Below are 25,151 nucleotides of genomic sequence, written 5' to 3' on the forward strand. Positions count from 1 at the left end.
GTCGGCAGCGCGATCTCCGGCCCTTAGTTTGGCTACCGCCCCAACAAACGTCAACGGTCTTGTCGGGGCGGAGCCATTCCCGCCGAGGTCAGAACGGCCAGCCGGCCGAGGTGCCCGCCTCCAGCAACGGGATCAGCCGGAAGCAGGCGTCGGAGAAGCCGCCGAACTCGTGCCGGTTCGCCGAGCCGGTCGGCATCGCCGCGGCCCGGTAGCCCACGAGGTTGAAGCCGTACACGGGCACGCTCGCCGGGACCGCGGTCGTGACCCCCGTCGCGTGGTGGCCGGTCATGGTCTGCATGTCCGAGAGGATCACCACCCGGTCGTGGCCGCGCCAGGAACGGGCCAGCGCGTCGGCGATCCGGGTGCCGTGGCCGACCTCGCCGATCCGCGCGCAGAACCGCTCGACCTCGCGCAGCACGGACGCTCCCGGGCGGATCTCGTGCCCGAAGACGCCGTCGGCGAAGCCGACGAGGTCGGCGCGGTCGCCGCGCGCGGCGAGGGTCACGCCGAACAGCGCCGCCGCTTGGACGGGGGCGACCGCCGACCGTGCGGAGACCGCTCCGGACGTCATGGACGCCGACGTGTCCACGAGCACGAGCGTCCGCCCTGGGAACGACGGCACGTTGCGGGTGGCGAGCGCCAGCGCCGTCTCCAGGGCGTGGCCCCACCGGAGCGACGGCGCGTTCCGGTACGCCGAGTAGAAGCGGAACGGCAGCTGCCGGGACCGCGCCACCTCCTCCGGATCGGTCAGCTTGGCGGTGATCCACCCGGCCACGTCGTCGCCGACGCCCGCCTCGTCGAAGTTCCGTAAGTTTCGCAAAAGCGCCATGTATCCCATCGATGGGATGACCGCCGACCAGGCCTGCGCGTCCATGGGCCCCTGCAGCCAGCCCGCCAGGGCCTCCCACGTCATGCCGGCAGCGGTGAGGCGCTGCGGCGTGGCCAGCACCGCCCGGCGCTCGCCCTCCGGGAGAGCGAGCAGCGCGGCCCGGTCGCGCAGCGTCCGCAGCGACGCCGGGATCGGCTTGTCGCGGTTGTGGCGCCGGTCGAGCGCGTGGGCGAACAGGTCGCCCTGCCAGGCACGCCTGTCGTCCGCCGGGGTGGGATGGACGAGCTCGATGACGTCGCCGAAGCGGAAGCCGCGCGCGCCGCTGTCGTACTTGACCAGGGCGCGCTCGGTGTAGAGCCGCCGCACGGCGTCGGCGATGCCGCGCTTCACCGGCTTGGGGACGGCGCGGCCGTAGCGGGACGTCCAGTAGCCGAGTGCCTCCCCCGGCTCGTCCGCCCGCTGGAGCACGGAGGCCACGAGCTCGCGGTTGCCCCCGTGCAGCCCGGCGGACAGGCGGGCGCGCACGGCCTCCAGGGCGGCGACCAGGGAGGCGGAGCGCATGTTCGCCTCGCCGCGAAGCCACGGCAGGAATCGGGCCATCCAGTCGCCGTCCTCCACCGCGACCCGGTGGACGAGGGCCCGGAACCTGTCGTCGCGGTCGCCGGCCCTCTCGTAGAAGGTGTCCTCGCCGACCATGTTCGACACCGCGAGGACGAACAGCTCCGACCTGGCGTCGCGGAGGTAGCCGGGCGCGCCCTCGTGCGTGCGCCCGCCCGGAACGGCCTCGGCGGTGACCGGGCTGACCGCCGCGACCCCGGCCGCGCCGGTGTTGAACTTCGCCATGGGAACGGACTCCTCACGCGTCAGGGGAGGAGCACGTCTTCGGGCCGCGCCCGAGATCGGAATCGGTGACGGTACAGTGCTCTGCCGGCTGAGCTACCGGCCGGATTCACCGGCCGGGCGGGACTCGAACCCGCGACCACTCGATCCCAAACCGAAGTAACCGTCGCCTTCGCACCGGGCGCGGCGCCCGAAGTCGTTCTCCTCCCGAGATCGGAATGACGGCGGTTCGCCCACCTGATGGGCGGCAGCCCCAATGGGGAGCTGTAAGGATTCGAACCTCGAAGTAACCGCTGTCGGCGCACCGGGAGGTGCATATCGAGTTGTGTCCTCCCGAGGTCGAAACGGCGACGGTGTACGTGTGTCCTGGGCCGCTGGACGACGCCGGACCAGGCCGGCGGCGGGATTCGAACCCGCGTTTTCCTTGGTAGAGGAAGTAACCGTCGCCTTCGCACCGGGAGGTGCGTAGTGCTTCGCACGCTTCGGAGACCGGCTTTTCTCGTCGAATCGCCGGGACCTTCGCGCCACGTGAAAGGCTAACCGTGCCGCGGCCGCGTTCGCAGTTTGTTTTTCCGGGCCGTCTGCCCGGTCAGCCGCGCCGGGCGGGCGGCCAGCCGTGGCCCCAGCCGCCCTGTGCCATCGTCTGGAACGCCCACCCGTCCTCGGTGCGCACCAGCAGGTCGCCGTAGTGCAGGCTCTCCCGCCGGCCCTCGATCGTCATCGTCGCCGTGGTCTCCACGAACACGAGGTTGGGGCTGAGGAAGTGCGGCGTCCGCACCGACTCCATGTCGAGTCCCGCCGTTCCGCCGCCCATGGCCTCCCGCATCGCCTCGACGTACTCCGCTCGCGTCCACTGCCGTACCGCGGCGAAGCCGCCCGGCACGTCGGTGGCGAGGTTCATCGGGAAGACCGCGAGGTCGGCGAGCCGCTCGATCGCGCCCTGCTCGGCGAGCGCGTCGTACTGCGCGAACCAGTCCTCGACGCTCTTCAGTTCCTCGTCGCTCGGCTTGTACACGACATACGCCCCTTTCTTTCGTACACCGTACCGTACACCATACGGAGACAGGGCGCGAACAAACGCGGCGGGCGCGTCGGCGCGGCCCGCGCGGCACTGGGGCGGGAGATATCCGGCACGTCGTGGCGGACGGTAACGAGATGACTCCTATCCGTGGTAAAACTTTGGTCGTCGCCGTTGTTTCGGTCTGGCCTGGGGGTTCGGAACTCCGTCAGCCGAGCGCTTTCCTGGAGATGGCCATGGAGGTGGGGTTGGACGGCTCGACGGCCGACACGTTTCCCACGCAGCCCGAGCTGCAGCGGCTACTGCCCGGGTATCGCCTGATCCGCCGGCTCTCCCAGACGCCCATGAGCGAGGTGCACCTGGCGGAGGAGGTGGGCCTCGCCAACCGCAAGGTCGCCCTGAAAGTCCTCAACCCGAGCGTGTGCGACGAGCCGAGCTTCCGGGAGCGATTCCACCGTGAGGTGACCAGCGCGGCGCAGCTCGGCCACCCCAACGTCATCCCGATCCATCAGGCGGGTGAGGCGGGTCCACTGCTCTACCTGGTCATGCCGTACGTCGAGGGCACCGACCTGGCCGGGCTCCTGCGTGCCGAGGGCCGCCTCGGCCTGGCCAGGACCGCGCGGATCATTCGCCAGGTCGCCGCCGCTCTTGACGCCGCGCACGGCAAGGACCTGGTGCACCGGGACGTCAAACCGCACAACATATTGATCGACCGCGACTCCGGGCATGTGTACCTCTGCGACTTCGGCATCGCCAAGCACGTGGCGGACGAGACGTCGTCGGCCGGGCAGTTCATCGGCACGATCGACTACGCCTCGCCCGAGCAGATCAAAGGCGGCAAGGTCGATAAGCGGACCGACGTCTACTCCCTCGGCTGTGTCCTCTACCAGTGCCTGACCGGATGCAGGCCATACCCTGAGCCCGTCCCCGTCTCGGTGATGTGGGCCCACCTCCACGCGCCGCCGCCGCGGGTGACGGATGTGTGTCCCGATGTGGACGGCCGGATCGACGACATCGTGGCCACCGCCCTGGCGAAGGAGCCGGACGACCGCTACCCAGGGTGCGCCGAGCTGGCCGCCCGGCTCGCCGAGGTCGTCGGTGCCGATGGCGGCGGTGTCCCGCCGGCGCCGGATCTCTCCGCGCCACCCCAGCCGTCCGTGCGCCTGACGGCGAGCCGCGGGCGGCGCATTCTGGCGATGCTGGTGGCGACGGTGCTGGTGATCGCCATCGGTGTGATCGTGTATGTGGTGAGCAGCGACGACCTCGCTTCGGCCGCGCTGGCACGCGTCCCGGAGTCGCTGCAGACGACCTGCGCCCGCGCCGCCACAGGTGGCGGATTCCCCGGGGCGGACGTCTCGCTGCGCTGCCGTGACACCTCCGGCGACGAGGTGGTGTTCGGCCTGTTCGACACGACCGTGGACATGGACGAGGCGTACGAGGCCGCCGTACGCGAGGCCGGCATCGCACGGGGAAGCGGGGACTGCGCCGCGGCTGACACGGGTGAGCACCGCTACCCCGGGGTCGGACCGCCGAAGGGGCGCGTCCTGTGCCGGACGGCGGGCGACACCAGGTCATTGGTCTGGACCGACACCTCGGCGAGGACGGTGGCGCGCGCCGGCATGCCGAAGGGCGCCGAGCCGGGTCTGCCCCGTGCATGGGCCGCCTTCCTCGGCGAGCCGCCGTTCCCGACCGCGGACGAGAGGTCGTTGATCGACGACATGGAGGCGAAGGGCTGCAAGCGCGTCGAGCCCGGCGACCTGGACAGATATCCGGAGGCGGTGGCGGGAGTCGAGTGCGATCCGGGCGCGGGCGCCACCACGGTCTCCTACTATCGCTTCACCGACCTGCCCGCGCTGCAGCGCGCCTACAACGAGCGTGCGCGCAGGATCCGGGCGCCGTACGGAATCTCCTGCCGTGACAATCCGGCGGGGTTTCTCGGCAGCGACCGGTACAACCACAAGAGCGCTGAGGTCGGCGCCGTGCTGTGCCATCCGGAGGCGGATGGCGCGTTCGCCGTCGAGTGGAGCATCGAGCCGTTCCTCGTTCTGGCGCGGGCGTTCGGCGCGGACCCCGGCAAGCTGGCCGGCTGGTGGGACGCGTCCAGCACTCCCTCCTTGGAGAAGCTCGCGCAGGCCATCAACGCGCGGGCGCGGCCCGCGTTCCCCACGGCCGCCGAGCAGGCCCTGCTACGGCACATCCCGGCCGCGTCACGAGTCGACTGCGTACGCCCGTCGAAGGAACAGATAGCGACCAACGTGCACGACACGTCGATCGTCGGCGTGGTGTGCGGCCCGTTCCGGGGCGTCGGCTTCGTCTTCTACTACCAGTTTCCCGACAGAGCGTCGATGCGGCGGAACTACGCGCTCAATGCCGTGCACAGCGACACGACCTGCGGCACGCCGCCGGGGGGCTTCGTCGGAGAGGGCGCGTACAGCATCAAGGGCAAGCCCGCCGGTCGGCTCACGTGCAACAGGAACGGCCCCTGGTATTACCTCGTCTGGACCGACGAGCGACTGAACATCGAGGCGTTCCACTTCAAAGCCCCGAATCCGAAGACGTTGATCGAATGGTGGCGCAAGGGCGACGGGCTGCTCCTGGCGAGCTAGGGGTGCCGGGCCGTGGACCTGGAGGGTCGGTATGGGAGTGCTCGGCGGTTCGGTGACATACCTGTACTGGTCGGAGCGCCGCGTGCGGAAAACGCTCGAGGACAATGGCATCGACCTGCGTAAGTGGACGACCAAGACCACTACCCCCAACTTCGGCGGAATGCTCCCGCAGGTCGAGATAACCGCCGCCGAAGCGGTTCATGACCGCGCGAGGTTGTCCGATCAGATCGAGAATGCGCTCGGCGAGACGATCGTCACGGACATCAAGAGCACTCCGCCCGGTGTCCGCTACGCACGGGGAGAAGGCTCGGTCGTGTTCGGCGAATTCGTCGGATCCGACGGGGGAAGCCAGAATCGAGCGATGATCTATACGGAGGCGGACGGTGACGGTTCTATAGGTGTCTGCTTGTTCGGCAGCATGACGAACTTCGCAGATCATGTCCAAGGTGCGGAGTGGACCTCTGGGTGGGGATGGACATCGTCGTCGGCGCCGGAGGTTCGCCGATTCCTTGAAGAGAAGTGCGCGCGGGGATTCGAGGGGCTCACGCGGGAGGAACTCGCCTTCCATGCCTGCCAGGTGGCGCGACACCAGGGGGGTCGTGACACGTTCCAGGCGTGGCGGCGCGCCTTCACTTACGGGGATATAGAGAGCAATGCCGAATGGGTGGCCGAGATATTCTATGACGTGGATCTGTCCGAAACCAGATACAAGGACCTGGCCCCCCCGAGCCGGATTCTGATCGGCGCTCCTTTGTGGATCCGCACCCCGCGCGCTCGTGATATCCGCCTCTATCAGGACTTCTCGAAAGAGGAGCTGGAACTCTCTCACGTCAAGCGCCGGAGGGGAGCCACTCTCGGTGAAGCGACGCGAAGAGCACTGCGCTCCCTGCTGACTCCGAGGGGTGCGGGGCGCAACCCGCCGGGTTAGTCGAGCAGCTCCGGGCGTCGCCTTTCGATGCGCTGTGACGGAGCGGTCGTGAAATTCCTCATGGCGTCTCATACGGCGTCACCGGCGGCTGACGTGCACTGCTGCCGATTCGGGCGTCGCCTTGCGTGCCGGGCCGGGCACGGGGCGGGTATGAGACGCGGATCACCGGGTAGCCGTGGGCCCCGTACGTCGTGAAGGCTCTCAACAGGAGGACCCATGGCCGCACCGGTCGACTGGGGAAGAGGGGTGGCCGACGCCTGGTCGTCGATCGCCGCGTTCGTCCCCAAGTTCCTCGCATTCGTCGTCGTCCTCGTGGTGGGTTGGCTGGTCGCCAAGGCACTGGGGAAGGCCGTGGACGCCGTACTCGAACGCGTCGGGTTCGACCGGTGGATCGAGCGCGGGGCCGTGGGGCGGGCGCTGGCGCGCAGCAAGTACGACGCGTCCGGCCTGCTCGCGAAACTCGTCTACTACGCGATCCTGCTGATCACGCTGCAGGTCGCCTTCTCCGTCTTCGGGCCCAACCCCGTCAGCGATCTGCTCTCCGGAGTGGTGGCATGGCTGCCCAAGGCCGCCGTGGCGATCGTCATCATCGTGGTCGCCACCGCCATCGCCAGGGCCGTCAAGGACATCGTCACCGCCGCTCTGGGCTCCCTGTCGTACGGCCGGGCGCTGGCCACGATCGCGTCGGTGTTCATCATCGGCCTCGGCGTCATCGCCGCGCTCAACCAGATCGAGGTCGCGACCACCGTCACGACGCCCGTGCTGATCGCCATCCTGGCCACCATGGCCGGCATCCTCATCGTCGGCGTCGGCGGCGGGCTGGTCCGGCCCATGCAGCAGCGCTGGGAGCACTGGCTGAGCCGGGCGGAAGCCGAGACCGACACCATCCGGGCCCAGGCCGCGGCCTACAGCCGGGGCCGCGCCGACGCGATGGAGACCGCTGCCATGCCGCGCGCGGAGCAGCCGCGGCAGCGAGTGGGGGCCTTCGCCCAGCCGGCCTCCGCCGCCTATCCGCAGAACACCGCGCAGCCGCAGGGCACCGCGTACTCCCAGAACACCGCCGCGCAGCCGCAGAACGCCGCGCAGCCGCAGGGCACCGCGTACTCCCAGAACACCGCCGCGCAGCCGCAGAACGCCGCGCAGCCGCAGAACGTCGACGAGACCACGACGGGCGTGCAGGGCGCCGGGGACGTGCGGGCGAGCCGGCCCGCGTACCCCGAGAGCACCCCGCCGGCCGCTCCGGGCGCTCCGACGACCCCCATCCCCCCGGCTGCGGGCACCTCGGGCGCCCCGATGCCACAGGATGCGCCGGGTGAGGTGGCGCGGCCCACCTCCTCGCGGCCGAATCTCCCGGAGGGGCCGCCGTCGCCGCGCCGGTGAGCCCTTCAGCCGCGCGGGGCGTCCCTCACCGGCCTCACCGGGAGGGACGCCCCGCCGCTGTTCCGGAAGCGGTGTGGAGTCAGGCCGGTTCGGCCGCGGCGTCGAGCATCAGGCAGACCGCGGTCATGCGGAGGGTGGCGAAGTCGAGCGGCTGGTCCGGCCCCGGTGCCCGCCAGCCCTTCTCCCGCGCGCCGTCCCAGTAGCCGATCAGGTAGGCGAGCAGGGAGGCCGGCCCGACCCGTTCGCCCAGCTCCGCGATGGCGTGCTTGACGGCGGTCGTGTGCTGGTCCAGCGAGGCGAGGACCCCCGGATGCTGATGCCGCAGGTCCAGCACACGCTGCGCGAACTCGGCACGGATGCGGACAGGCCACGACTGCTCGGACACGGAAGTCCCCCGGAGGGTCAAGGGTGATGGGTGCCTCATCACGATAAGCGCCTCCGGGAGCACAACGATCCAGAACGCTCAGAGAGGGCGAAACCCCAAGCGGGAGCGCCCGTCCGCGTCCGGCGCGCGGGCTGTGCCGATCGTCCAGGCCGGCGCGGACGGGTGGAGTGGGGTCCTGAGCCGTGACAGCGCGCGTGTTCCGGCCCACAGGCGGGCGGAGGGTCAGAGCGGGTGCGTGCTGGAGCCGCGCACGACGAGTGTCGTCGGCAGGATCCGGGGCGGCGGGGCGTCCGCACCGTTGATCATGGAGACCACCGCCTCCGCGGCGGCGGTGCCGAACCCGGCCTTGTCCTGGGCGACGGTCGTCAGACCCGGTGGCACGAGCGCGGCCACCTCGATGTCGTCGAACCCGACCAGGGCGATGTCCTCGGGCACCTTCAGCCCGGCCTCGCCGATCGCGCGCAGCGCGCCGACGGCCATCTCGTCGCCCGCGACGAACACGGCGTCGGGCCGCTCGTCGGCCTCCAGCAGTCGGCGCATCGCCGCGTGGCCGCCCGACAGGTAGAAGTCGCCCTCGACCACGAACTCGGGCCGGCGCGGCAGCCCCAGCCGGGACAGTTCGTCCTGGTAGCCCCGCAGGCGTTCGGCGCCGGGCCGCGTGTGCGCCGGGCCGGTGATCGTGGCGATGGCCCGCCGTCCCCGCTCGTGCAGATGCCGTACGGCCAGGCGGGCGCCGCCGGCGTTGTCCGAGGTCACGTACGTGGCGTGGGGACCCTCGACCGGACGGTCGAGGCTGACACAGGGCACGCCCGATTCGGCCAGCCGCCGCAGTGAGGGATCCCAGGTGCCGCTGTCGATCATCACGACGCCGTCGAGGTTGTGCCTGCGCACGGCGCGTACGTAGGCGTCCTCGGTCCTCTCCCCGCTCGTGTCCCCGCTCGTGGCGAGCATGAGGAGGTGATATCCGCGCCCGCTGAGCGCCGTCTTCAGGCCGATGAGGATTTCCTGGAAGAACGGGTGCCGCCAGCCGGGGCGGCGGTGGTCGGTGTCCCACACCAGGCCGACCATGAAGGATTTCTTGGTGGCCAGCGTGCGGGCGGACTCGTTGGGCAGGTAGCCGACTTGGCGGGCCGTCCGCAGCACCTGCTCCCTGGTCTTCGCGTTCACCACCTCGGGGTTGTTGAACACGCGGGAGACGGTCGCGGGAGACACACCGCACAGGCGCGCCAGCTCTCTGATCGTTGCCACGGACCAAACGCTATCGCATCTCGCTGTAACCGGTTTCATGCAACCGGTTTCCCCAAAATAGGCAACCGCCGGGAAGCCCGTCAACCAGTAATCGGAATTTCCTTTCGTCACGTTTTTGTGACTTGACAACTTCCCGTTCCCTTATGTGTGATGGCGGGCATCGGCCGGCGCTTTCTCGTTGCCACGGGCTCGGCCGCCGTCGTGTCTCGCAGCCGCTTCCCTTTCTCCTGCGAGGGAGTTCAGGTGTCCGCTGCGGAACTCCGTCTGCCCGCGTGTGTGCCCGCCGTACGGCTCGGCGGGTCCCGCGGCCTTCGGGGGAACGGTCTCATCGCCCGCACGGCCGGCAGCCGTGTCCGGGCTGTTCACCCGAGCGGGCACGGAACCTGGAGCGAACAGGGAATGACGGCGACCGACGAACGCCTCACCATGCTGCGGACCTTCCCCGCCGGCTTCGTGTGGGGCACGGCCACCGCGGCCTACCAGATCGAGGGGGCCGTTAGCGCCGACGGCCGGGGGCCCTCGATATGGGACACCTTCTGCCGGATGCCCGGCGCGGTGGCACGGGGCGAGTCGGGTGAGTTCGCCTGCGACCACTATCACCGCTGGCAAGAGGATGTCGATCTCATGAAAGACCTGGGGGCGGGGGCCTACCGATTCTCCGTTGCCTGGCCGCGGGTGCTGCCCGACGGCCGAGGACCGGTGAACCGGCGCGGGCTCGACTTCTACCGGCGGCTCGTGGACGCCCTGCGCGAGGGCGGCATCGAGCCGTACGCGACCCTCTACCACTGGGACCTGCCGCAGGCGCTGGAGGACCGCGGGGGCTGGCGGGTCCGCGACACGGCCGAGCGTTTCGCCGATTACGCCGAGGTGATGTACGACGCGCTCGGCGACTCGGTCTCGAACTGGATCACGCTGAACGAGCCGTACTGCTCGGCCGTCGTCGGCTACGGCGAGGGCCGGCACGCGCCGGGCGCCAAGGAGGGGCACGGCGCGCTGGCCGCGGCCCACCACCTGCTGCTCGGCCACGGCCTGGCCGTCGCGCGCCTGCGGGAGATGGCCAAACCCGGTCAGCAGGTCGGGGTGACGCTCAACATGTCGCCGACGGTCCCGGTGACCTCCGCGCCGCGGGACGTCCAGGCCGCGCGGCGGATGGACCTGCTGGTCAACCGGCAGTTCACCGAACCGCTCTTCGGCGGGGCCTACGCCTCCGACATGGCCGAGACGTTCGGCCGGATCACCGACTTCTCCTTCCGCCGTGACGGCGACCTGGACGTCATCGGCACGCCGGTGGACTTCCTCGGGGTGAACTACTACTACCGGCTGCACGTGGAGGCCGCGCCGTACGAGGAGGCCGACCCCGCCCGGCGCTCGGCGTTCGACCTGGGCGTGCGCACCGTCACGCCGGAGGACGCGCGCACCAGCGGACTGGGCTGGGTGGTGGAGCCCGAAGGGCTGTACGAGACCCTCGTCGGGCTGACCTCCCGCTATCCGGACCTGCCGCCCGTCTACATCACGGAGAACGGGTACGGCGACGACGGCGTGCTGGAGGACAGCGGCCGCATCGACTACCTGCGCGACCACCTGGCCGCGACCCACGACGCGATGACGGCGGGCGCGGACGTGCGGGGCTACTTCTGCTGGTCGCTGATGGACAACTTCGAGTGGGCCCGGGGCTACTCCGCCAGGTTCGGCCTGGTGCACGTGGACTACGACACCCAGGCGCGCACGCCGAAGGCCAGCTTCCACTGGATGCGCGACTTCATCGCCGACCCGGTCGTCGTGGGACCCGCGACCACGGGTCCGGTCGACATCCTGGTCGCCGGCACACCTGGGGGTGAGCGCCCGGCGGGGGACTGAGGAGCCCACCGGGCTCCGGGTTGGCCGGCCGCGCCCCTGGCGCGTGCCGGTCAATTCCCTCTTCGATGCGCCTAGTCCTGATTAATCAGCTACGTTTTGATCAACGTACCAGCGCATCAGGGCAGGACCAATGAACAAGGAGCAGGGCCCGCCGGGAATCGACGTGACGGTCCCCAGCGTGGCCCGGATCTACGACTACCTCCTCGGCGGCAAGGACAACTTCGCCGTCGACCGGGCGGCGGCCGAGAAGCTCATCGAGCTGACCCCGAACGCGCGTGAGGGCGTGCAGACCAACAGGCGCTTCATCCGCCGGGCCGTGACCCTCATGGCCCGGGAGGGCGTCCGCCAGTTCCTCGACATCGGCGCCGGGCTGCCGACGCAGGAGAACGTCCACCAGGTCGCGCTCGGCGAAGCCCCCGACTCGCGGGTGGTCTACGTCGACAACGACCCGATCGTGCTCGCCCACGGCCGGGCCCTGCTGGCCGACAACAGCCAGACGATCGTCGTGGACGGCGACCTGCGCGAGCCCGAGGCCATCCTCGACGACCCCCGGATCAACGAGCACATCGACTTCGGCAAGCCGGTGGGCCTGCTCATGGTGGCCGTGCTGCACTTCATCCCCGGCACCGAGGACGCCGAGCGCATCGTCGCCACCTTGCGCGACAGGCTCGCCCCCGGCAGTGCGATGGCCATCAGCCACCTGTCGTACGGCGATCTCGACGAGGAGAAGATCCGCGAGGGACGCGAGCTGTACAAGAACACCTCCGCCGGGGCGGTCACCCCGCGGACCCACGCCGAACTGCTGCGGTTCTTCGACGGGTTCGACCTGGTGGAGCCGGGTCTGGTCGTGACCGAGCAATGGCGGCCCGAGCCCGACGAGCCGAAGCTGCCGAGGATCCCCGGCGTGGACGGCTACGCCGGCGTCGGCCTGCTGCGCTGATCGGACCCTGCTGAGAGGGCCCGGTGATAGGGCCCGCCGCGGGCGAGCGGCGGGCCGGTCACCGGATCACGCGGCCGCGATCCACAGGTCGGGGCCGAACACCTCGTAGTGGATGCCGGAGGCGGGCACGCCCAGCTCGACCAGCTGCGCCCGCACGGTCCGCATGAACGGCAGCGGCCCGCACAGGCAGGCCACGACGTCCCCGGGCAGGTCGAGCGCCGACAGGTCGGCCCGGCCCACGGCGGCGACATGGTCGGCGGCATGCTCTTCTGGCAGGTCCTCGTACCACCGGTGCAGGGTGGCGCCGGGCAGGTCCGCGACCAGGTCCGCGAGCTCCTCGCGGTGGACGTGGGCGTCCGGGGAGCGGTCGGCGTGCACGACCACCACCCGCCGGTCCGATCCGGTGGCGACCAGGTGGTCGAGCATCGACAGGATGGGGGTGACCCCGATCCCCGCCGAGGCGAGCAGCAGCGGGCCGTCGCCCTCGGGCAGGGTCAGGTCGCCGAAGGGTGCGGAGACCGCGAGCACGTCACCGGCCCGGACATGTTCGTGCAGCCAGGCGGAGACCTCGCCCTCGGGGGCGCCCTCGCCGCGCACCCGCTTGACCGTGATCCGCCAGTCGCCGCGCTCCGGGGCGTTCGACAGGCTGTACTGCCGGATCTGCCGCGCCCCGTCGGGCAGCGTGACCTGGACGCTGACGTACTGACCCGGCAGGAAGGACATCGGCAGGTCCGGGCGCAGGAGGAAGGAGACCACGTCCGCCGTCTCGTCGCGCCGCTCGACCACGGCGGCCCGCGTCCAGCCCCGGCCCGCCTCGCGGTAGAGGCCGCGCTCCAGGCCGATCAGCGTCTCGGCCATGAGCCAGTAGACCTCGTCCCACGCCTGGGCGACCTCGGGCGTCACGGCGTCGCCCAGCACCTCGGCGATCGCGCCGAACAGGTACTTGTGCACCACGGCGTACTGCTCCTCGGCGACGCCGAGGGAGGCGTGCTTGTTGGCGATCCTGGAGAGCATCGTGCCGGGAAGCTCGCCTGGGCGCTCCACCAGCGCGGTCGCGAACGCCGCGATCGAGCCCGCCAGCGCGACGCGCTGCTCACCGTTGGCCTGGTTGCCGCGGTTGAACAGGTCGCGCAGCAGCTCCGGGTTGTCGGCGAACAACGTGTCGTAGAAGCGGGCGGTGATGCCCTGGATCGCGCCCGCGATCACGGGCAGGGTGGCGCGGACGGTCGCGGCCGACTCCGGGGAGAGCATGGGCATCCTCCAAATTGGTATCTGATACGCAAATTAAACGCCAAGATCCTGCTGGTTCTTCCCATTTGCGCACGTCAGGAGAGGCTGAGCAGCACCGGCCTCGACGACGAGGAGGCCAGCTGATCCACGGTGATCGGATCGAGGGAGGCGTAGAAGGCCTGCTGTGCCGCGCGCAGCGCGCCGCGCAGGCTGCAGACGGCTCGCAGCGGGCAAGGGATCTCCCCTTCGCAGGTGACGACCTCCTCTTCTCCCTCCAGTTCGCGGACCAGCCAGCCGATCGAGGCCGTACGGCCGAACTCGGTCAGCTCCAGGCCGCCCCCGCGTCCCCGGCGGGCCTCCACGACGCCGAGGTGCTGCAGGCGGGCGATGGCCTTGGCGGTGTGGTTGTAGGGGATCACCATCGCGTCGGCCACCTGGCGGGTGGTGAGCGACGCCCCCGGTTCCAGGACCGCCAGGCGCATGGTGACGCGCAGGGCCAGGTCCGTGAACTTCGTCAACCGCACACTTCGACGCTAGCAAATCGGTATGTAGCACTCCAATTTGGGGTGCTTCGTACGGGGGCCGAAGTTGTCGGTGGCCGGTTCTAGGGTGGGGCGGCACAGGATCCGCGACGAGAACGGGAAACCCATGACGACCCTGGCTGATCGCCCGAACACCGCGCTGCTGGTCATCGACGTCCAGATCGGGGTAATGGAAGGCGCCCCCAACCGTGACGCCGTGATCGCGAACGTCGACACCCTGGTCGGCAAGGCCCGCGCGGAGGACGTGCCGGTGATCTGGGTGCAGCACTCCGACGACCACGGTCTCCAGCGGGACAGCGAGAACTGGCGGTACGTGCCCGAGCTGGTCCGCCGGGAATCGGAGCCGCTCGTCCACAAGAGGTACGGCGACTCGTTCGAGGACACCGACCTGGAGGCGCTGCTCGCCGAGCGCGGGGTGGGGCGGCTCGTCGTCACGGGAGCCCAGACCGACGCGTGCATCCGCTCGACCCTCCACGGGGCCTTCGTCCGCGGCTACGACGTGACGCTGGTCGGCGACGCGCACACCACCGAGGACCTCACCGCCTACGGTGCGCCGGCTCCGGAGCAGGTGATCGCGCACACGAACCTCTACTGGCAGTGGCAGAGCGCCCCCGGCCGCCGCGCGGGGACCGTCGGCACGGCGGAGGTGACCTTCGCCGCCGAGGCGGGCTGAGGTTCCGGCGCGGCTGAGGGGGCATCACCGAGGGGGAGCGGGCCGCGGTGGGGGACGGCGCCGCTCGCCGTCTGAACGTGAGCGTGGTGGACGTGACCGCAGCCGCCTGTCCCGAAGACCTCGTCCGGGCCGTCCGGGCGGTGGGCGTGCGTGACGAGCGCCTGCTCCAGGCCGTGCGCTCGACCCCGAGAGCCGGTTTCGTCCCCACCGAGCACATCGGCCACGCGTACGAGGACGTCCCGATCCCCATCGCGCACGGGCAGGTGACGACCCAGCCGTCGCTGTCGGCGACGATGATCGAGGGGCTGGGCCTCACCGGCCGGGAGCACGTGCTGGAGGTCGGCAGCGGCCTCGGCTACCAGACCGCGCTGCTCGCCCGCATGGCCGCCGACGTGGTCAGCGTCGAGTTGTGGCCCGACCTCGTACGCGGGGCGCGCCGCAACCTGGCCCGGCAGGGCATCCGCAACGCGGAGGTGCTCGTCGGCGACGGCGGCCAGGGGGTGCCCGAGCACGCCCCTTACGACGCCGTCATCGTCTCGGCCGCCTTTCCCACGGTTCCCGCGCCGCTGGTCGAGCAGTTGCGGCTCGGCGGACGCCTGGTGCAGCCCATCGGCACGGGCGGCCGGGAGGAGGTCGTGCTGTTCGAGCGCACCGTCATCGGTCTCGAACCGCGCCAGGTCCTCACTCTGGCCCGCTTCGTCCGTCTCCACGGCCGCTACGGCTACCCCTCCTGACCGTACGGGCCACCCCTGCCAGGGCCATGCCCGTGGCCGCCTCGCCAGATGGACCAATCGGGGCCTGCCTGGGCCTATACCTCGCCTATACCGACCTGCGCGACGGTAGGAGCCGAGCCGATCCCGGCTTCCTGGAGCAGTTCTCCGCCGGTGTCCCGCAGGCGCCGGCGCGGAGGAAGGAAGGCAACATGCTGAGGAAAATCGCGCGACGCGCGGCCGTCGTCCCGTTGGCGTTCGCGGCTCTCCTGGGCGTGCAGCCCGCTAACGCCGCGAGCGGAGGCGGTTGTACCGGCGCGTATCCCATCAGCTCCTGCATCTCGATCAGCGGCAGTAACGCGGTCGGCGACTTCTACATGAACGCCGCTCCGGACATCTCGCGGTACTGGTACAGGCTGGAGGTCAAGACCACCAACAACGGCTCGAAGTGGACCGACTATCTGCGGCTCGACCGCATGGGCCGGTTCGGGCCGATCTACCAGCCCATCTACACGATCCCGCCGACCAGTGGGTCCGCAGTCACCATCGTCCACGTCTATACCAGCGGCTACGTCCAGCACGGGACGTACACCAGCCCGCGCGTCTACAACTAGGCGGCACGGGCCGACAGTGTACGCCCGGGGCCGGGGACGATGACGAGGCGTGGGAACGCCCGTCGCCGCACCCCGGCCACCGGCCGTGACCAGCTCAGCGGGTGCCGGGGATGCGGTCGGCGAGGGCGGCGTGGCGGTCCCGGAGTTCGCGCTTGAGGATCTTTCCGCTCGGGTTCTTCGGTAGTGCGTCGACGAACGCGACGGCCTTGGGCACCTTGAACGCGGCGAGCCGGGCCCGGACATGGGCCCGCAGCTCCTCCTCGGTGACGGTCACGCCGGGCTTGGTCACCACGATCGCCACGACCGCCTCGATCCAGCTCGGGTGGCGGACCCCGACGACGGCCACCTCCGCGACCGCCGGGTGTTCGTAGACGACCTCCTCGACCTCGCGGCTGGCGACGTTCTCCCCGCCGGTCTTGATCATGTCTTTGATCCGGTCGACAACCGTGAGGTAGCCCTCCTCGTCCATCACGCCGAGGTCGCCCGAGTGGAACCAGCCGCCCCGGAACGCCTCGGCGGTCTTCTCGGGGTCGTCCAGGTAGCCGAGGATCGCGTGCGGGCTGCGGTGCACGATCTCGCCGATCTCCCCGGGAGGGACGTCGTTCCCGTCGGCGTCCACGACCCGGGTCTCGACGTTCAGGGCGGCCTGGCCGGCCGAGCCCGCCTTGCGGATCTGGTCCTCCGGCTGGAGCATCACCGCCACCGGGGCCATCTCGGTCTGGCCGTAGAAGTTCCACAGGCGCACGTCCGGCAGTCGCTCGGCGATCTCCCGCAGCACCTCGACCGGCATGATCGCGGCGCCGTAGTAGCCCTTGCGCAGCGAGGACAGGTCGCGCCGGTCGAAGTCCGGGTGGCGCAGCAGCGAGATCCACACCGTGGGCGGCGCGAAGAACTTGGTCACCCCGTGGCGCTCGATCGCCTCCAGCACGGCGGCGGGGTCGGCTCCGGGGAGGATGTGGCTGGAGGCGCCGAGCTGGATGTCCGGCACCAGGAAGCAGTGCTGCTGGGCGCAGTGGAACAGCGGCATCGCGTGCAGTTCGACGTCGTCGCGGGTCATGCCGCCGTCGATGACACAGCTCGCGTACTGGGCGATCAGCGCGGCGTGGGACAGCACGGCGCCCTTCGGGCGTGACTCCGTGCCCGAGGTGTAGAGGATCTGCGCGGGGTCGTCGGGGCCGATCGGCACGACCGGCTCGGCCACGTCCTCCCGAAGCAGCGAGTCGAACGGCTCCCAGCCCTCCTCCGGCGCCGGGCCGTACACCATGCGCAGCCGCAGCCCGTCGGCCTGCTTGGCCGCGTCGCGCGCCACCGGTAGCAGGGCGTCCTGCGCGATCAGCGCGACCGCGCCGGAGTGGGACAGGACGTAGGCGATCTCGTCGGCGCCGAGCATGAAGTTGACCGGCACGAGGACGGCCCCGGCGCGGGCCACGCCGAAGATCGTCCGCACGTAGTCCACGCTGTTGCGCGACAGCACCGCCACCCGGTCCCCGGGACGCACGCCCCGGGCGGCCAGCGCGCCCGCCACCCGCGTCACGTCCTCGTCGAGCTCCGCGTACGTACGAACCTGTGCGGCGTCCGCCACGGCCAGGCGGCCGGGGTGCCGCCGGGCGGAGCGCCGGAGCAGGTCCGCGAGCGACTGACGGCGGGCGAGGGCGACATCCGGCGAGGCGGGGGACATGAGCGGCTCCAACACCTGAACAGAGGAAACTTCTGGATCAGCCTAGTGAGAACCGATCGCCTTGGGGAGAGCCCCGCACCCGCGCAGCATGACGGCGCCGACCATCGTGATAGTCCTGTTCTTCGTGTCGATCACGGACGAGGAACTGGCCCTGACGGCGGCGCAGGCCGGAGCCGCCGTCGTGCGCACCATGTGGGGGACATCGCTGACGCGCTTCGCGAAATCCGCGGACGACTTCGCCACGGTCGCGGACATCGAAGCGGAGAAGGCCATACTCGACGTCATCCGCACGGCTCGTCCGGACGACGCCGTGACGGGCGAGGAGAGCGGACGCACCGGGCGGGACGGCGCGGAGCGCATGTGGCTGGTCGATCCCCTGTGCGGCACGCGGAACTACGCCGCGCGCACCATGCTCGTCGCGGTGAACGTCGCCCTGCGCGTGGGCTCGGCCATCACGGCTGCGGCCTGTGCCGACCCGTTCGCGGACGAGGTGTTCTGGACGGACGGCGTGCACGCCTACGTCCGCCGCGACGCCGTGGACGAGCCGCTCACGCCGTCGGCGGAGTCGCGACTGGTGGACGTCAACCTCGATCCGCCGTTCCCGAACGCACCGGCCTTCCGGGCCGCCGGGCTCCTCGCCGATCCGGGCTTCGCCGAGCGTTTCCACCCGCGGGTCGTCTCCACCACCCTGGCGGTGGCGTGGGTCGCCACCGGCCGGCGCGCCGGGTACGTCACCGACGGCCATCTGCGCGACAGCGTGCACTTCGCGAGCGGAATCGCGGTGTGTCAGGCCGCGGGATGCGTGGTGACCGGCATCCACGGCGAGCCGCTACACACTGGCGCCGGCGGGCTCGTCGTGGCTGCCGACCGGGAGACGCACACCGCGTTGGTGGAGATCATCGCCCGCGCCGATCGGTGAGCACGGTCAGGCGGCCGTCGCCGGAGTGGCCGCGGTGGTGAGGTCGAAGACCGTGACGCCGTCCACAGTCCGCGGCTCGAAGGTCTCCTGCACCCAGGCGGCGATCCGGCTGGCCTCCTCGCTGCCGCTCGTCCCGCCGCGGCCCATGCCCATGCCGATGAAGTAGTGGATCCGTCCCTCCGTGACGTACTGCTGGAACCGCGCCAGCGTGGGCGCGGGGTCGGTGCCGTTGAAGCCGCCGACGGCCATGACGGGTTCCTCGGTGGCCAGTTGATATCCGGCGGCGTTGTTGGAGCCGACGGTCGCCGCGACCCAGGTGTAGCGCCCCGCGCCGGCGGACAGCAGTGCGGTGAGCGCGGCGCCGGGCGTCGCCGCGTTCAGCAGCCCGCCACCAGCACCACCTGCTGGGCCACCTCCCGGGCCGCCCATGCCGCGCCCGCCGCCGAGCCCGCCGGAGAGTCCGCCCTGACCGGGCCGGCCGGGGAACGCGCCACGCGGACCGCCGTTGAAGCCGCCCCGTCCGAAGGCTCCGCGCGCGCCGAAGCCGCCGGGTCCGCCGAAGCCGCTCGGTCCCGCCGACGGGATCGCGCCCGTGTGCGGGGTGGCCGCCGTCTCCACCGCGTACGCCGCGGGGCCGGCCAGGCAGGCCACGAGCCCCACGACGGCGGCCGTGGCGAACAGCCGCACGCGCGCCCGCCGCAGGGTGAGGATCGCCACGGCGGCCACCGCGCCGGCGGCCGGGACCGCAAGCGCCAGCCAGGGAAGCCGGCCGGACGTGCGCGACAGCAGCACCGAAGCCCACCAGGCGGTCACGACCACGGTCGCCGCGAGCGTGACGACGGCGGCGGGGCGGCGCCTGCGCTCCCAGAGCAGGGCCGCGCCCGTGCCCACGAGCGCGGCGACGGGCGGGGCCAGCGCGACCGTGTAGTACGCGTGGAAGATCCCCTGCATCAGGCTGAAGACCAGGCCGGTCACCAGCAGCCAGCCGCCCCACACGCCGAGCGCGGCGCGGGCCGGGTCGGTACGCGGCGCTCGGCGCAGCAGCCACAGTCCGGCCACCAGCAGGGTGAGCGCGGCGGGCAGCAGCCAGGAGATCTGCCCGCCGACCTCGGTGTCGAACAGGCGCAGCAGCCCGGCCTGCTGGTTGGTGTTGCCGAGCCCGCCGGCCTCGTCGCCGTTGAGCCGGCCCAGGCCGTTGTAGCCGAGCGCGAGCTCCAGCACGCTGTTGTCCTGCGACCCTCCGATGTACGGCCGGGAGTCCGCGGGGATCGCCGCGACGATCGCCGGCCACCATCCGGCCGACACGAGGACGGCCAGGCCCGCGAGGGCGAGCTGGCCGAGCCGCCGGCGCAGGCTCGCCGGTGCCGTGACCAGGTAGACGAGCGCGAAGCCCGGCAGCACGAGGAACGCCTGGAGCATCTTGGCGAGGAAGCCGCTGCCGACGCAGAGCCCGGCGAGGACCAGCCAGCGGGTGTCCGCCTTCTCCTGCGCCCGCACCAGGCAGTACGCCGCCAGCGTGAGCAGCAGCACCAGCAGCGCGTCGGGGTTGTTGAAGCGGAACATCAACACGGCCACCGGGGTCAGCGCCATGACCGCGCCCGCCAGCAGCGCCGCCCAGACGGGGAAGCGGCGGCGGACGGTGGCGTACAGCACGCCCACGGCGGCCGTGCCCATCAGCGCCTGGGGGACCAGGATGCTCCAGGAGTTGAGCCCGAACAGCCGCACGCTGAGGGCCATCGGCCACAGCGCGGCGGGCGTCTTGTCCACGGTGATGGCGCCCGCCGCGTCGGAGGCGCCGAAGAAGAAGGCCGACCAGCTCGCGCTGCCCGCCTGGACGGCCGCCGAGTAGAAGGAGTTGGCCCAGCCGGAGGCGCTCAGCCCCCAGACGTACAGCACCGCCGTGGCGGCGAGCAGTACGGCCGGGGCGAGCCGGGCGGGAGCCCGGCGGGATATGGCTCCCACGGCCGGCCGGGGCGGGCGGAGTGTGTCAACGGTCACCGGGATCGTCCTTCGCGTCGTGTCGTCGTCTCACGACGCTAGGAAGCGCGTCTCGTCCTGCGCTGAGATCTGCATGAGGATCCGATGAAGGAAGCCGCCCGCGCCCATGGCCCCGGGGGCCGCCGGTGCCGCTTTCTGCAGACGTCACGGGGATCGAGGGAGCGGAGCGGAAGGGAGCGAGGACCGCAGCGAAGGCCCAGCGGAGCGGGCTTCGCGAGGACCGGAGGTTCCTTCCGGCGCAGTGACCGGCCCGGCCGAGGTTCGTGGTGGTGACCGGCTCGGCCAAGTTTCGTGAAGACCTCACCAACGCCGGGATCCCGGTGGCTCAGATGCTCTCGGGCTCGCCCTCGTCCACCCGGTAGGTCGTCTCCCACGAGGCGCCGCAGTGGCAACTGCTCAGCTCCAGCAGTTGTCCGTCCTCGGTGACGGCGTAACCGTCGTTGAGGCGGACGTGGACGTGCACGCTCATGAGAGCCGCCTTCGTGGTCGTCGGCTGTTCGGGTGGCCCAGGGCCGAACCCCAAAGCCTTATGAGGTGTTATATACCAACTTGGGCGATTTTTGACTAGAAAGCTATCGAGTGGCGCGATGGATCTCGTCCAGCAGCGCCGTCGCCGCGGCGCCGCCGGGGGCTCCGCTCACCGCCACGGTCTCCCACATCGGAGCCGGGTCGGCGAGCTCCAGGAAGCGCACGCGGCGGGTCTTCGCCGAGAACGACCGCGGGACCAGGGCGACGCCGAGGCCGTTCCCCACGAGGTCGAGCAGAGAGTGGACGTCGGTGACCTCCAGCGCCACGTGCCGGTCGACCCCGGAGGCGGCGAGCGCCTCGTCGGCCCGCGTCCGGGTGCCCCAGTCGGGCGGGAAGTCCACGAACCGCTCGCCCCGCAGCGCCTCCAGTCCCACCCTCCCGAGCACGGCCAGCGGGTGTCCCGGCGCGCAGGCCAGCACGAGCGGCTCGGCCGCGAGAGGGGTCATCACGACGTCGTCGGGCTCGCGGGCCGGGCGCGACACCAGGGCGAGGTCGAGGCGGCCCTCGCGCACCTGCTCGACCAGCTCGCCCGAGCCGCCGTGGCGCAGCCGGATGTCGAGGCCGGGATGGGCCGCCACGAACCCGGCGAGCACCGCCGGCAGGTCCACCGCGTGCAGGCACTGCAGGGAGCCGATGGACAGCGATCCGCGCAGCAGGCCGCGCACGGCGGCCACGGCGTCACGGGCCGCGTCGCTCGCCGCGAGCGCCCGCCGGGCCTCCACCAGCAGTGCCCGGCCCTCGGGCGTGAGCCGCACCTGCCGGGTGTTGCGCCGGAACAGGTCGGCGCCAAGCTCCCGTTCGAGCGCGCGGATGGACGCCGAAAGCCCGGACTGCGCGATGTGCAGGCGCTCGGCCGCCCGGGTGAAGTGGCTCTCCTCGGCGACCGCCACGAAGTATCTGAGCTGCCGCAGCTCCACCGCTCATCACCCACGCTGCTCAATGCGATCGGAATCTTCTGTTGGACGGCTTAATGCCGGATTCGCAGGATAGGACACAGAACTCAGATCTGTGTCCTTCGAAGGGGGATCTTCCATGCGGACTCGCCGTATCGGCGACGTGCAGGTCGGCGCGATCGGTCTCGGGGCCATGCCGATGTCCATCGAGGGGCGGCCCGACGAGCAGCGCTCCATCGCGACCATCCATGCGGCACTGGACGCCGGGGTGACGCTGATCGACACGGCCGACGCCTATCACCTGCACGCGGACGAGGTGGGCCACAACGAGCTGTTGATCGCCAAGGCTCTGGCGAGCTACGACGGGGACACCTCGGACGTGCTGGTCGCCACCAAGGGCGGGCACCTGCGTCCGGGTGACGGCTCGTGGACGCTCAACGGCTCGCCCGACTACCTGAAGCAGGCCTGCGACGCCTCGCTCAAGAGGCTGGGCGTCGACGCGATCGGCCTCTACCAGTTCCATCGGCCCGACCCGCGGGTGCCGTACGAGGACTCGGTCGGGGCGATCCGCGACCTGCTGGACGCGGGCAAGATCCGCTACGCGGGCATCTCGAACGCGAACCCCGAGCAGATCCGCCAGTCCAACGACATCCTCGGCGGCCGTCTGGTCAGCGTGCAGAACCAGTTCTCCCCGGCCTTCCGCTCCAGCGAGCCTGAGCTGGAGCTGTGCGCGGAGCTGGGCATCGCGTTCCTGCCCTGGAGCCCGCTCGGCGGCATCTCCAGGGCGGGCGAGCTGGGCTCGCGCTTCGCGCCGTTCGCGGAGGTGGCGCGGGCCCACAACGTGAGCCCGCAGCAGGTGTGCCTGGCCTGGATGCTGGCCAAGGCGCCCGTGGTCATTCCGATCCCCGGCTCGTCACGGCCGGAGACGATCCTCGACTCGGTGAAGGCGGTGGACCTGGAGCTGTCGCCCGAGGAGCTCGGCCGGCTCGACGCGGCGGGCTGAGGACCGACTCACTCGTCCGGGACGGGCTCACTCGTCCGCCCACTGACGGTGCCGGGCCGCCGCGGCCAGCGCGGCGGCCCGCGCCGTCTCGGTCGGTGTGAACGGCAGGTCCGGCCGCCGCGCCACCAGCACGCCGCCGTCGGGCACCGGAATGGCCATCACGGTCGGTTCTCCCTCGGGAGCCGCCTCGCCGGGATCGTGCGGCCGGATGTCCGCCGTGCGCAGCAGCTCGGTCATGGCCGCGACCAGCTCGCCCGGGTCGTCGCGTACGCGCCGGCCCAGCAGCAGCGCCTGGATGCCGGGGTCGATGAGGTCTCTGACCTGGGCGGGGACGATGACGGCGTCCGCCCCGCCGGCCCGGTCGACCGCGCGCCACAGATCGAGGGGCGTCAGCGAGGCCGGGGCCTCGACGATGAACTCGTCCAGGGCGTCGCAGCCTCCGGGCATCATCGACGCGCTTCCGGCGGGCGCGATCTGCAGGGCGAGGACGTTGCAGCGCAGCCGGGCGAACGCTCCGGCGAGCGCGGCGAGGCGGCCGGGGCGCTCGGCGACCCTGGCCCGCACCCGCCACAGGCTCGTGGGCTGCTCGGCCCTGACCCGGGCGCGCAGCCGTACGCCGCCCGAGGCCGACAGTCGCTTGTGTGCGGCCGAGCCGAGGATCAGCGCCAGGCCGAGACCGACGAGGACCACCGGGCCGGGGTCCCGGTGGCCGAGCAGGGTGGTGAGCACGTGGGCGAGGCCGACGGCGAGGAAGAGCGCGGCCAGCTCCGCGATCTCCCGCCGCCAGGACCGGACGCCGTGATGACTACGGGGATGCGGGTGCCGGGGATGCGGTCCGGGAGACGCGTGTCCGCCCCCGTCGGCGGCATTTCTCGGTTCGCTCATACCCCGGAAGTCTGACCAGACGTTGTTACGCGGTCACGGTCCGTGGAGTGTCGCCCGCATTAATCCGCTTTCACATGCCCGTCGTCCTCGCCGCCAGATCATCAGGGGGCCGGTCGGTCCGTCTTGACCCAGAGGCAGAACGGGTGCCCCGCCGGATCGAGGTAGACCCGCACGTCGTCCTGCGGCTGGTGGTCGGCGAGGGTCGCGCCCGCCTCGACGGCGTGGGCCCCGGCCGTGTCGAGGTCGTCCACCTCGATGTCCAGGTGGAGCATCATCTGCTGCTCCCCGGGCTCCGCTGGCCATACGGGCCGCTCGTACAGCTTCTCGGTCTGGAACGACAGGCCCGTCCCGCCGCCAGGCGGGCGCACCGTCACCCATCCGGGTTCGTCGTCGTCGATCGGCCAGCCCAGCAGCCGCTGGTAGAAGGCCGCCAGTTCGCGTGCGTCGGGTGCGTTGAGCACCGCCGCCGTCAGGGTCATGTGTGGCGTCATGCGTCCTCCTGAGATCGTCGGCGTGCCGCTGCCCCATTGCCCGCGGATGAATCTCAGGGGAAGATCATCAAGGCCATAGAATCCGTGGGAGCGATCCCATCGGCGAGGAGCGGACGCATGGACGATCTCGAACAGGCACCGGCGGGCATCGATCCCACCGTCCCCAGCGTCGCCCGGATGTACGACTACTACCTGGGCGGCAAGGACAACTTCCCGGCCGACCGGGAGGCCGCCGAGAAGATGCTCGCAATTGGCCGGCAGATGGGCAACGACGGGCGGGAGATCGCCCGGGAGAACCGCGGTTTCCTCGGCCGCGCCGTACGGCACCTGGCCGAGTCGGGCGTCACCCAGTTCATCGACATCGGCGCGGGGCTGCCGACGCAGGAGAACGTCCACCAGGTCGCGCATCGGCACGCCCCGGGCTCGCGGGTCGTGTACGTGGACAACGACCCGGTCGTCCTCGTCCACGCGCGGGCGCTGCTGGCCGACAACCCGGACACGATGGTGATGAGCGGTGACCTGCGCGACCCCGGCGCCATCTTCGACGATCCGGCGGTGCGGGCCCACATCGACTTCACCCGGCCGTTCGCCGTGCTCCTGGTCTCGGTGCTGCACTTCGTGACCGAGGACGAGACCGCCGCCCGCATCGTGGCGGAGATACGGGAACGGCTGGTCCCGGGCGGCCACCTGGTGCTGTCGCACATCTACAAGGGGGACATCCAGGAGGAGGTCGTCGAGGCGAGCAAGCAGGTCTACTCGGCCACCTCCTCCGGCGGGCTGGCGGGCCGGTCGCTGGCGCGGATCATGTCGTACTTCGACGGGCTGGAGGTCCTGGAGCCCGGCCTGGTCCCCGTGCAGGCGTGGCGGCCCGACGTCCCCTGGGAGGTGCCGACGGACCCGGGCGACTCCGGCATTCTGGGAGCCGTCGGCCGCAAGCCGTGAGCGGCCCCACCGAG

General features: G+C 71.2%; 23 protein-coding genes and 1 tRNA gene. 11 read left to right on the forward strand and 13 right to left on the reverse strand.

From position 1 onward, the window contains the following. Window positions 1–88: 88 nt before the first annotated feature. The 3 genes from IL992_RS02730 to IL992_RS02740 all read right to left on the reverse strand — a co-directional run bounded on the left by IL992_RS02730 (window position 89) and on the right by IL992_RS02740 (window position 2,684). Window positions 89–1,672, reverse strand: a complete 1,584-nt coding sequence (locus IL992_RS02730; protein WP_193201676.1) for a TROVE domain-containing protein — start codon at window positions 1,670–1,672, stop codon at window positions 89–91. Between the two features lie 389 nt (window positions 1,673–2,061). After that, a tRNA-OTHER gene (locus IL992_RS02735) sits at window positions 2,062–2,127 on the reverse strand. 131 nt (window positions 2,128–2,258) lie between these two features. Further along, window positions 2,259–2,684, reverse strand: a complete 426-nt coding sequence (locus tag IL992_RS02740; protein WP_193201677.1) for a nuclear transport factor 2 family protein — start codon at window positions 2,682–2,684, stop codon at window positions 2,259–2,261. A 239-nt stretch (window positions 2,685–2,923) separates the two neighbouring features. Between IL992_RS02740 and IL992_RS02745 the strand changes: the two genes are divergently transcribed. From IL992_RS02745 to IL992_RS02755, 3 genes are all read left to right on the forward strand, one after another. Beyond that, on the forward strand, window positions 2,924–5,293 hold the full coding sequence (locus IL992_RS02745) for a serine/threonine protein kinase (protein ID WP_193201678.1): 2,370 nt from the start codon (window positions 2,924–2,926) through the stop codon (window positions 5,291–5,293). A 31-nt stretch (window positions 5,294–5,324) separates the two neighbouring features. Next, window positions 5,325–6,221 (forward strand): hypothetical protein, encoded by an 897-nt coding sequence (locus tag IL992_RS02750; protein WP_193201679.1) that lies wholly within the window; start codon window positions 5,325–5,327, stop codon window positions 6,219–6,221. 216 nt (window positions 6,222–6,437) lie between these two features. Further along, entirely contained in the window at window positions 6,438–7,601 is a 1,164-nt protein-coding gene (locus IL992_RS02755; protein WP_193201680.1) for a mechanosensitive ion channel family protein, read from the forward strand. Window positions 7,602–7,680: 79 nt separating this feature from the next. Here IL992_RS02755 and IL992_RS02760 read toward each other — a convergent pair whose 3' ends face one another. After that, a complete protein-coding gene (locus IL992_RS02760) occupies window positions 7,681–7,986 on the reverse strand; it encodes a DUF6401 family natural product biosynthesis protein (protein ID WP_193201681.1) in 306 nt (101 codons plus the stop codon). Window positions 7,987–8,208: 222 nt separating this feature from the next. Next, on the reverse strand, window positions 8,209–9,234 hold the full coding sequence (locus IL992_RS02765; protein WP_319018283.1) for a LacI family DNA-binding transcriptional regulator: 1,026 nt from the start codon (window positions 9,232–9,234) through the stop codon (window positions 8,209–8,211). Between the two features lie 399 nt (window positions 9,235–9,633). On the opposite strand from IL992_RS02765, the gene IL992_RS02770 reads away from it, so the two are divergent. Both IL992_RS02770 and IL992_RS02775 read left to right on the forward strand, forming a co-directional pair. Continuing rightward, on the forward strand, window positions 9,634–11,091 hold the full coding sequence (locus tag IL992_RS02770) for a GH1 family beta-glucosidase (RefSeq protein WP_226872086.1): 1,458 nt from the start codon (window positions 9,634–9,636) through the stop codon (window positions 11,089–11,091). Window positions 11,092–11,221: 130 nt separating this feature from the next. Beyond that, window positions 11,222–12,031, forward strand: coding sequence for an SAM-dependent methyltransferase (locus IL992_RS02775; RefSeq protein ID WP_193201683.1), 810 nt, complete (start codon window positions 11,222–11,224; stop codon window positions 12,029–12,031). A gap of 66 nt (window positions 12,032–12,097) precedes the next feature. Here IL992_RS02775 and IL992_RS02780 read toward each other — a convergent pair whose 3' ends face one another. Together IL992_RS02780 and IL992_RS02785 are read right to left on the reverse strand one after the other, a co-directional pair. Then, window positions 12,098–13,282 (reverse strand): globin domain-containing protein, encoded by a 1,185-nt coding sequence (locus tag IL992_RS02780; protein ID WP_193201684.1) that lies wholly within the window; start codon window positions 13,280–13,282, stop codon window positions 12,098–12,100. Window positions 13,283–13,356: 74 nt separating this feature from the next. Continuing rightward, complete coding sequence (locus IL992_RS02785; RefSeq protein WP_139576739.1) at window positions 13,357–13,785, reverse strand: RrF2 family transcriptional regulator; 429 nt, start codon at window positions 13,783–13,785, stop codon at window positions 13,357–13,359. 124 nt (window positions 13,786–13,909) lie between these two features. Here IL992_RS02785 and IL992_RS02790 point away from each other — a divergent pair, with 124 nt between their 5' ends. The 3 genes from IL992_RS02790 to IL992_RS02800 all read left to right on the forward strand — a co-directional run bounded on the left by IL992_RS02790 (window position 13,910) and on the right by IL992_RS02800 (window position 15,800). After that, window positions 13,910–14,476: a cysteine hydrolase family protein gene (locus IL992_RS02790; protein WP_193201685.1), complete on the forward strand. Its 567-nt coding sequence runs from the start codon at window positions 13,910–13,912 to the stop codon at window positions 14,474–14,476. Between the two features lie 86 nt (window positions 14,477–14,562). Then, window positions 14,563–15,210, forward strand: coding sequence for a protein-L-isoaspartate O-methyltransferase family protein (locus IL992_RS02795; RefSeq protein ID WP_319018287.1), 648 nt, complete (start codon window positions 14,563–14,565; stop codon window positions 15,208–15,210). A gap of 188 nt (window positions 15,211–15,398) precedes the next feature. Continuing rightward, the gene (locus IL992_RS02800; protein WP_193201686.1) at window positions 15,399–15,800 is read left to right on the forward strand and encodes a hypothetical protein; all 402 of its coding nucleotides are present in this window, start codon (window positions 15,399–15,401) and stop codon (window positions 15,798–15,800) included. 94 nt (window positions 15,801–15,894) lie between these two features. On the opposite strand, the gene IL992_RS02805 is transcribed toward IL992_RS02800, so the two are convergent. Further along, entirely contained in the window at window positions 15,895–17,478 is a 1,584-nt protein-coding gene (locus IL992_RS02805) for an acyl-CoA synthetase (protein WP_193201687.1), read from the reverse strand. Between the two features lie 88 nt (window positions 17,479–17,566). On the opposite strand from IL992_RS02805, the gene IL992_RS02810 reads away from it, so the two are divergent. Continuing rightward, window positions 17,567–18,397 (forward strand): inositol monophosphatase family protein, encoded by an 831-nt coding sequence (locus tag IL992_RS02810; RefSeq protein ID WP_226872088.1) that lies wholly within the window; start codon window positions 17,567–17,569, stop codon window positions 18,395–18,397. A 6-nt stretch (window positions 18,398–18,403) separates the two neighbouring features. Here the strand turns inward: IL992_RS02810 and IL992_RS02815 are convergent, their stop codons facing one another. The 3 genes from IL992_RS02815 to IL992_RS02825 all read right to left on the reverse strand — a co-directional run bounded on the left by IL992_RS02815 (window position 18,404) and on the right by IL992_RS02825 (window position 21,840). Beyond that, a complete protein-coding gene (locus IL992_RS02815) occupies window positions 18,404–20,395 on the reverse strand; it encodes an ArnT family glycosyltransferase (RefSeq protein WP_193201688.1) in 1,992 nt (663 codons plus the stop codon). A gap of 325 nt (window positions 20,396–20,720) precedes the next feature. Next, window positions 20,721–20,864, reverse strand: a complete 144-nt coding sequence (locus tag IL992_RS02820) for a hypothetical protein (protein ID WP_179155563.1) — start codon at window positions 20,862–20,864, stop codon at window positions 20,721–20,723. Between the two features lie 103 nt (window positions 20,865–20,967). After that, a complete protein-coding gene (locus IL992_RS02825) occupies window positions 20,968–21,840 on the reverse strand; it encodes a LysR family transcriptional regulator (RefSeq protein ID WP_193201689.1) in 873 nt (290 codons plus the stop codon). A gap of 115 nt (window positions 21,841–21,955) precedes the next feature. Here IL992_RS02825 and IL992_RS02830 point away from each other — a divergent pair, with 115 nt between their 5' ends. Then, window positions 21,956–22,819: an aldo/keto reductase gene (locus tag IL992_RS02830; RefSeq protein WP_193201690.1), complete on the forward strand. Its 864-nt coding sequence runs from the start codon at window positions 21,956–21,958 to the stop codon at window positions 22,817–22,819. A gap of 27 nt (window positions 22,820–22,846) precedes the next feature. Here the strand turns inward: IL992_RS02830 and IL992_RS02835 are convergent, their stop codons facing one another. Together IL992_RS02835 and IL992_RS02840 are read right to left on the reverse strand one after the other, a co-directional pair. Further along, entirely contained in the window at window positions 22,847–23,704 is an 858-nt protein-coding gene (locus IL992_RS02835) for a hypothetical protein (RefSeq protein ID WP_193201691.1), read from the reverse strand. Window positions 23,705–23,805: 101 nt separating this feature from the next. Continuing rightward, on the reverse strand, window positions 23,806–24,195 hold the full coding sequence (locus IL992_RS02840) for a VOC family protein (RefSeq protein ID WP_226872090.1): 390 nt from the start codon (window positions 24,193–24,195) through the stop codon (window positions 23,806–23,808). Between the two features lie 117 nt (window positions 24,196–24,312). Here IL992_RS02840 and IL992_RS02845 point away from each other — a divergent pair, with 117 nt between their 5' ends. Beyond that, window positions 24,313–25,137 (forward strand): SAM-dependent methyltransferase, encoded by an 825-nt coding sequence (locus tag IL992_RS02845; protein WP_193201692.1) that lies wholly within the window; start codon window positions 24,313–24,315, stop codon window positions 25,135–25,137. The last annotated feature ends 14 nt before the right edge of the window (window positions 25,138–25,151 follow it).

The organism is Microbispora sitophila (assembly GCF_014892245.1).
GTDB classification, from domain to species: domain Bacteria; phylum Actinomycetota; class Actinomycetes; order Streptosporangiales; family Streptosporangiaceae; genus Microbispora; species Microbispora siamensis.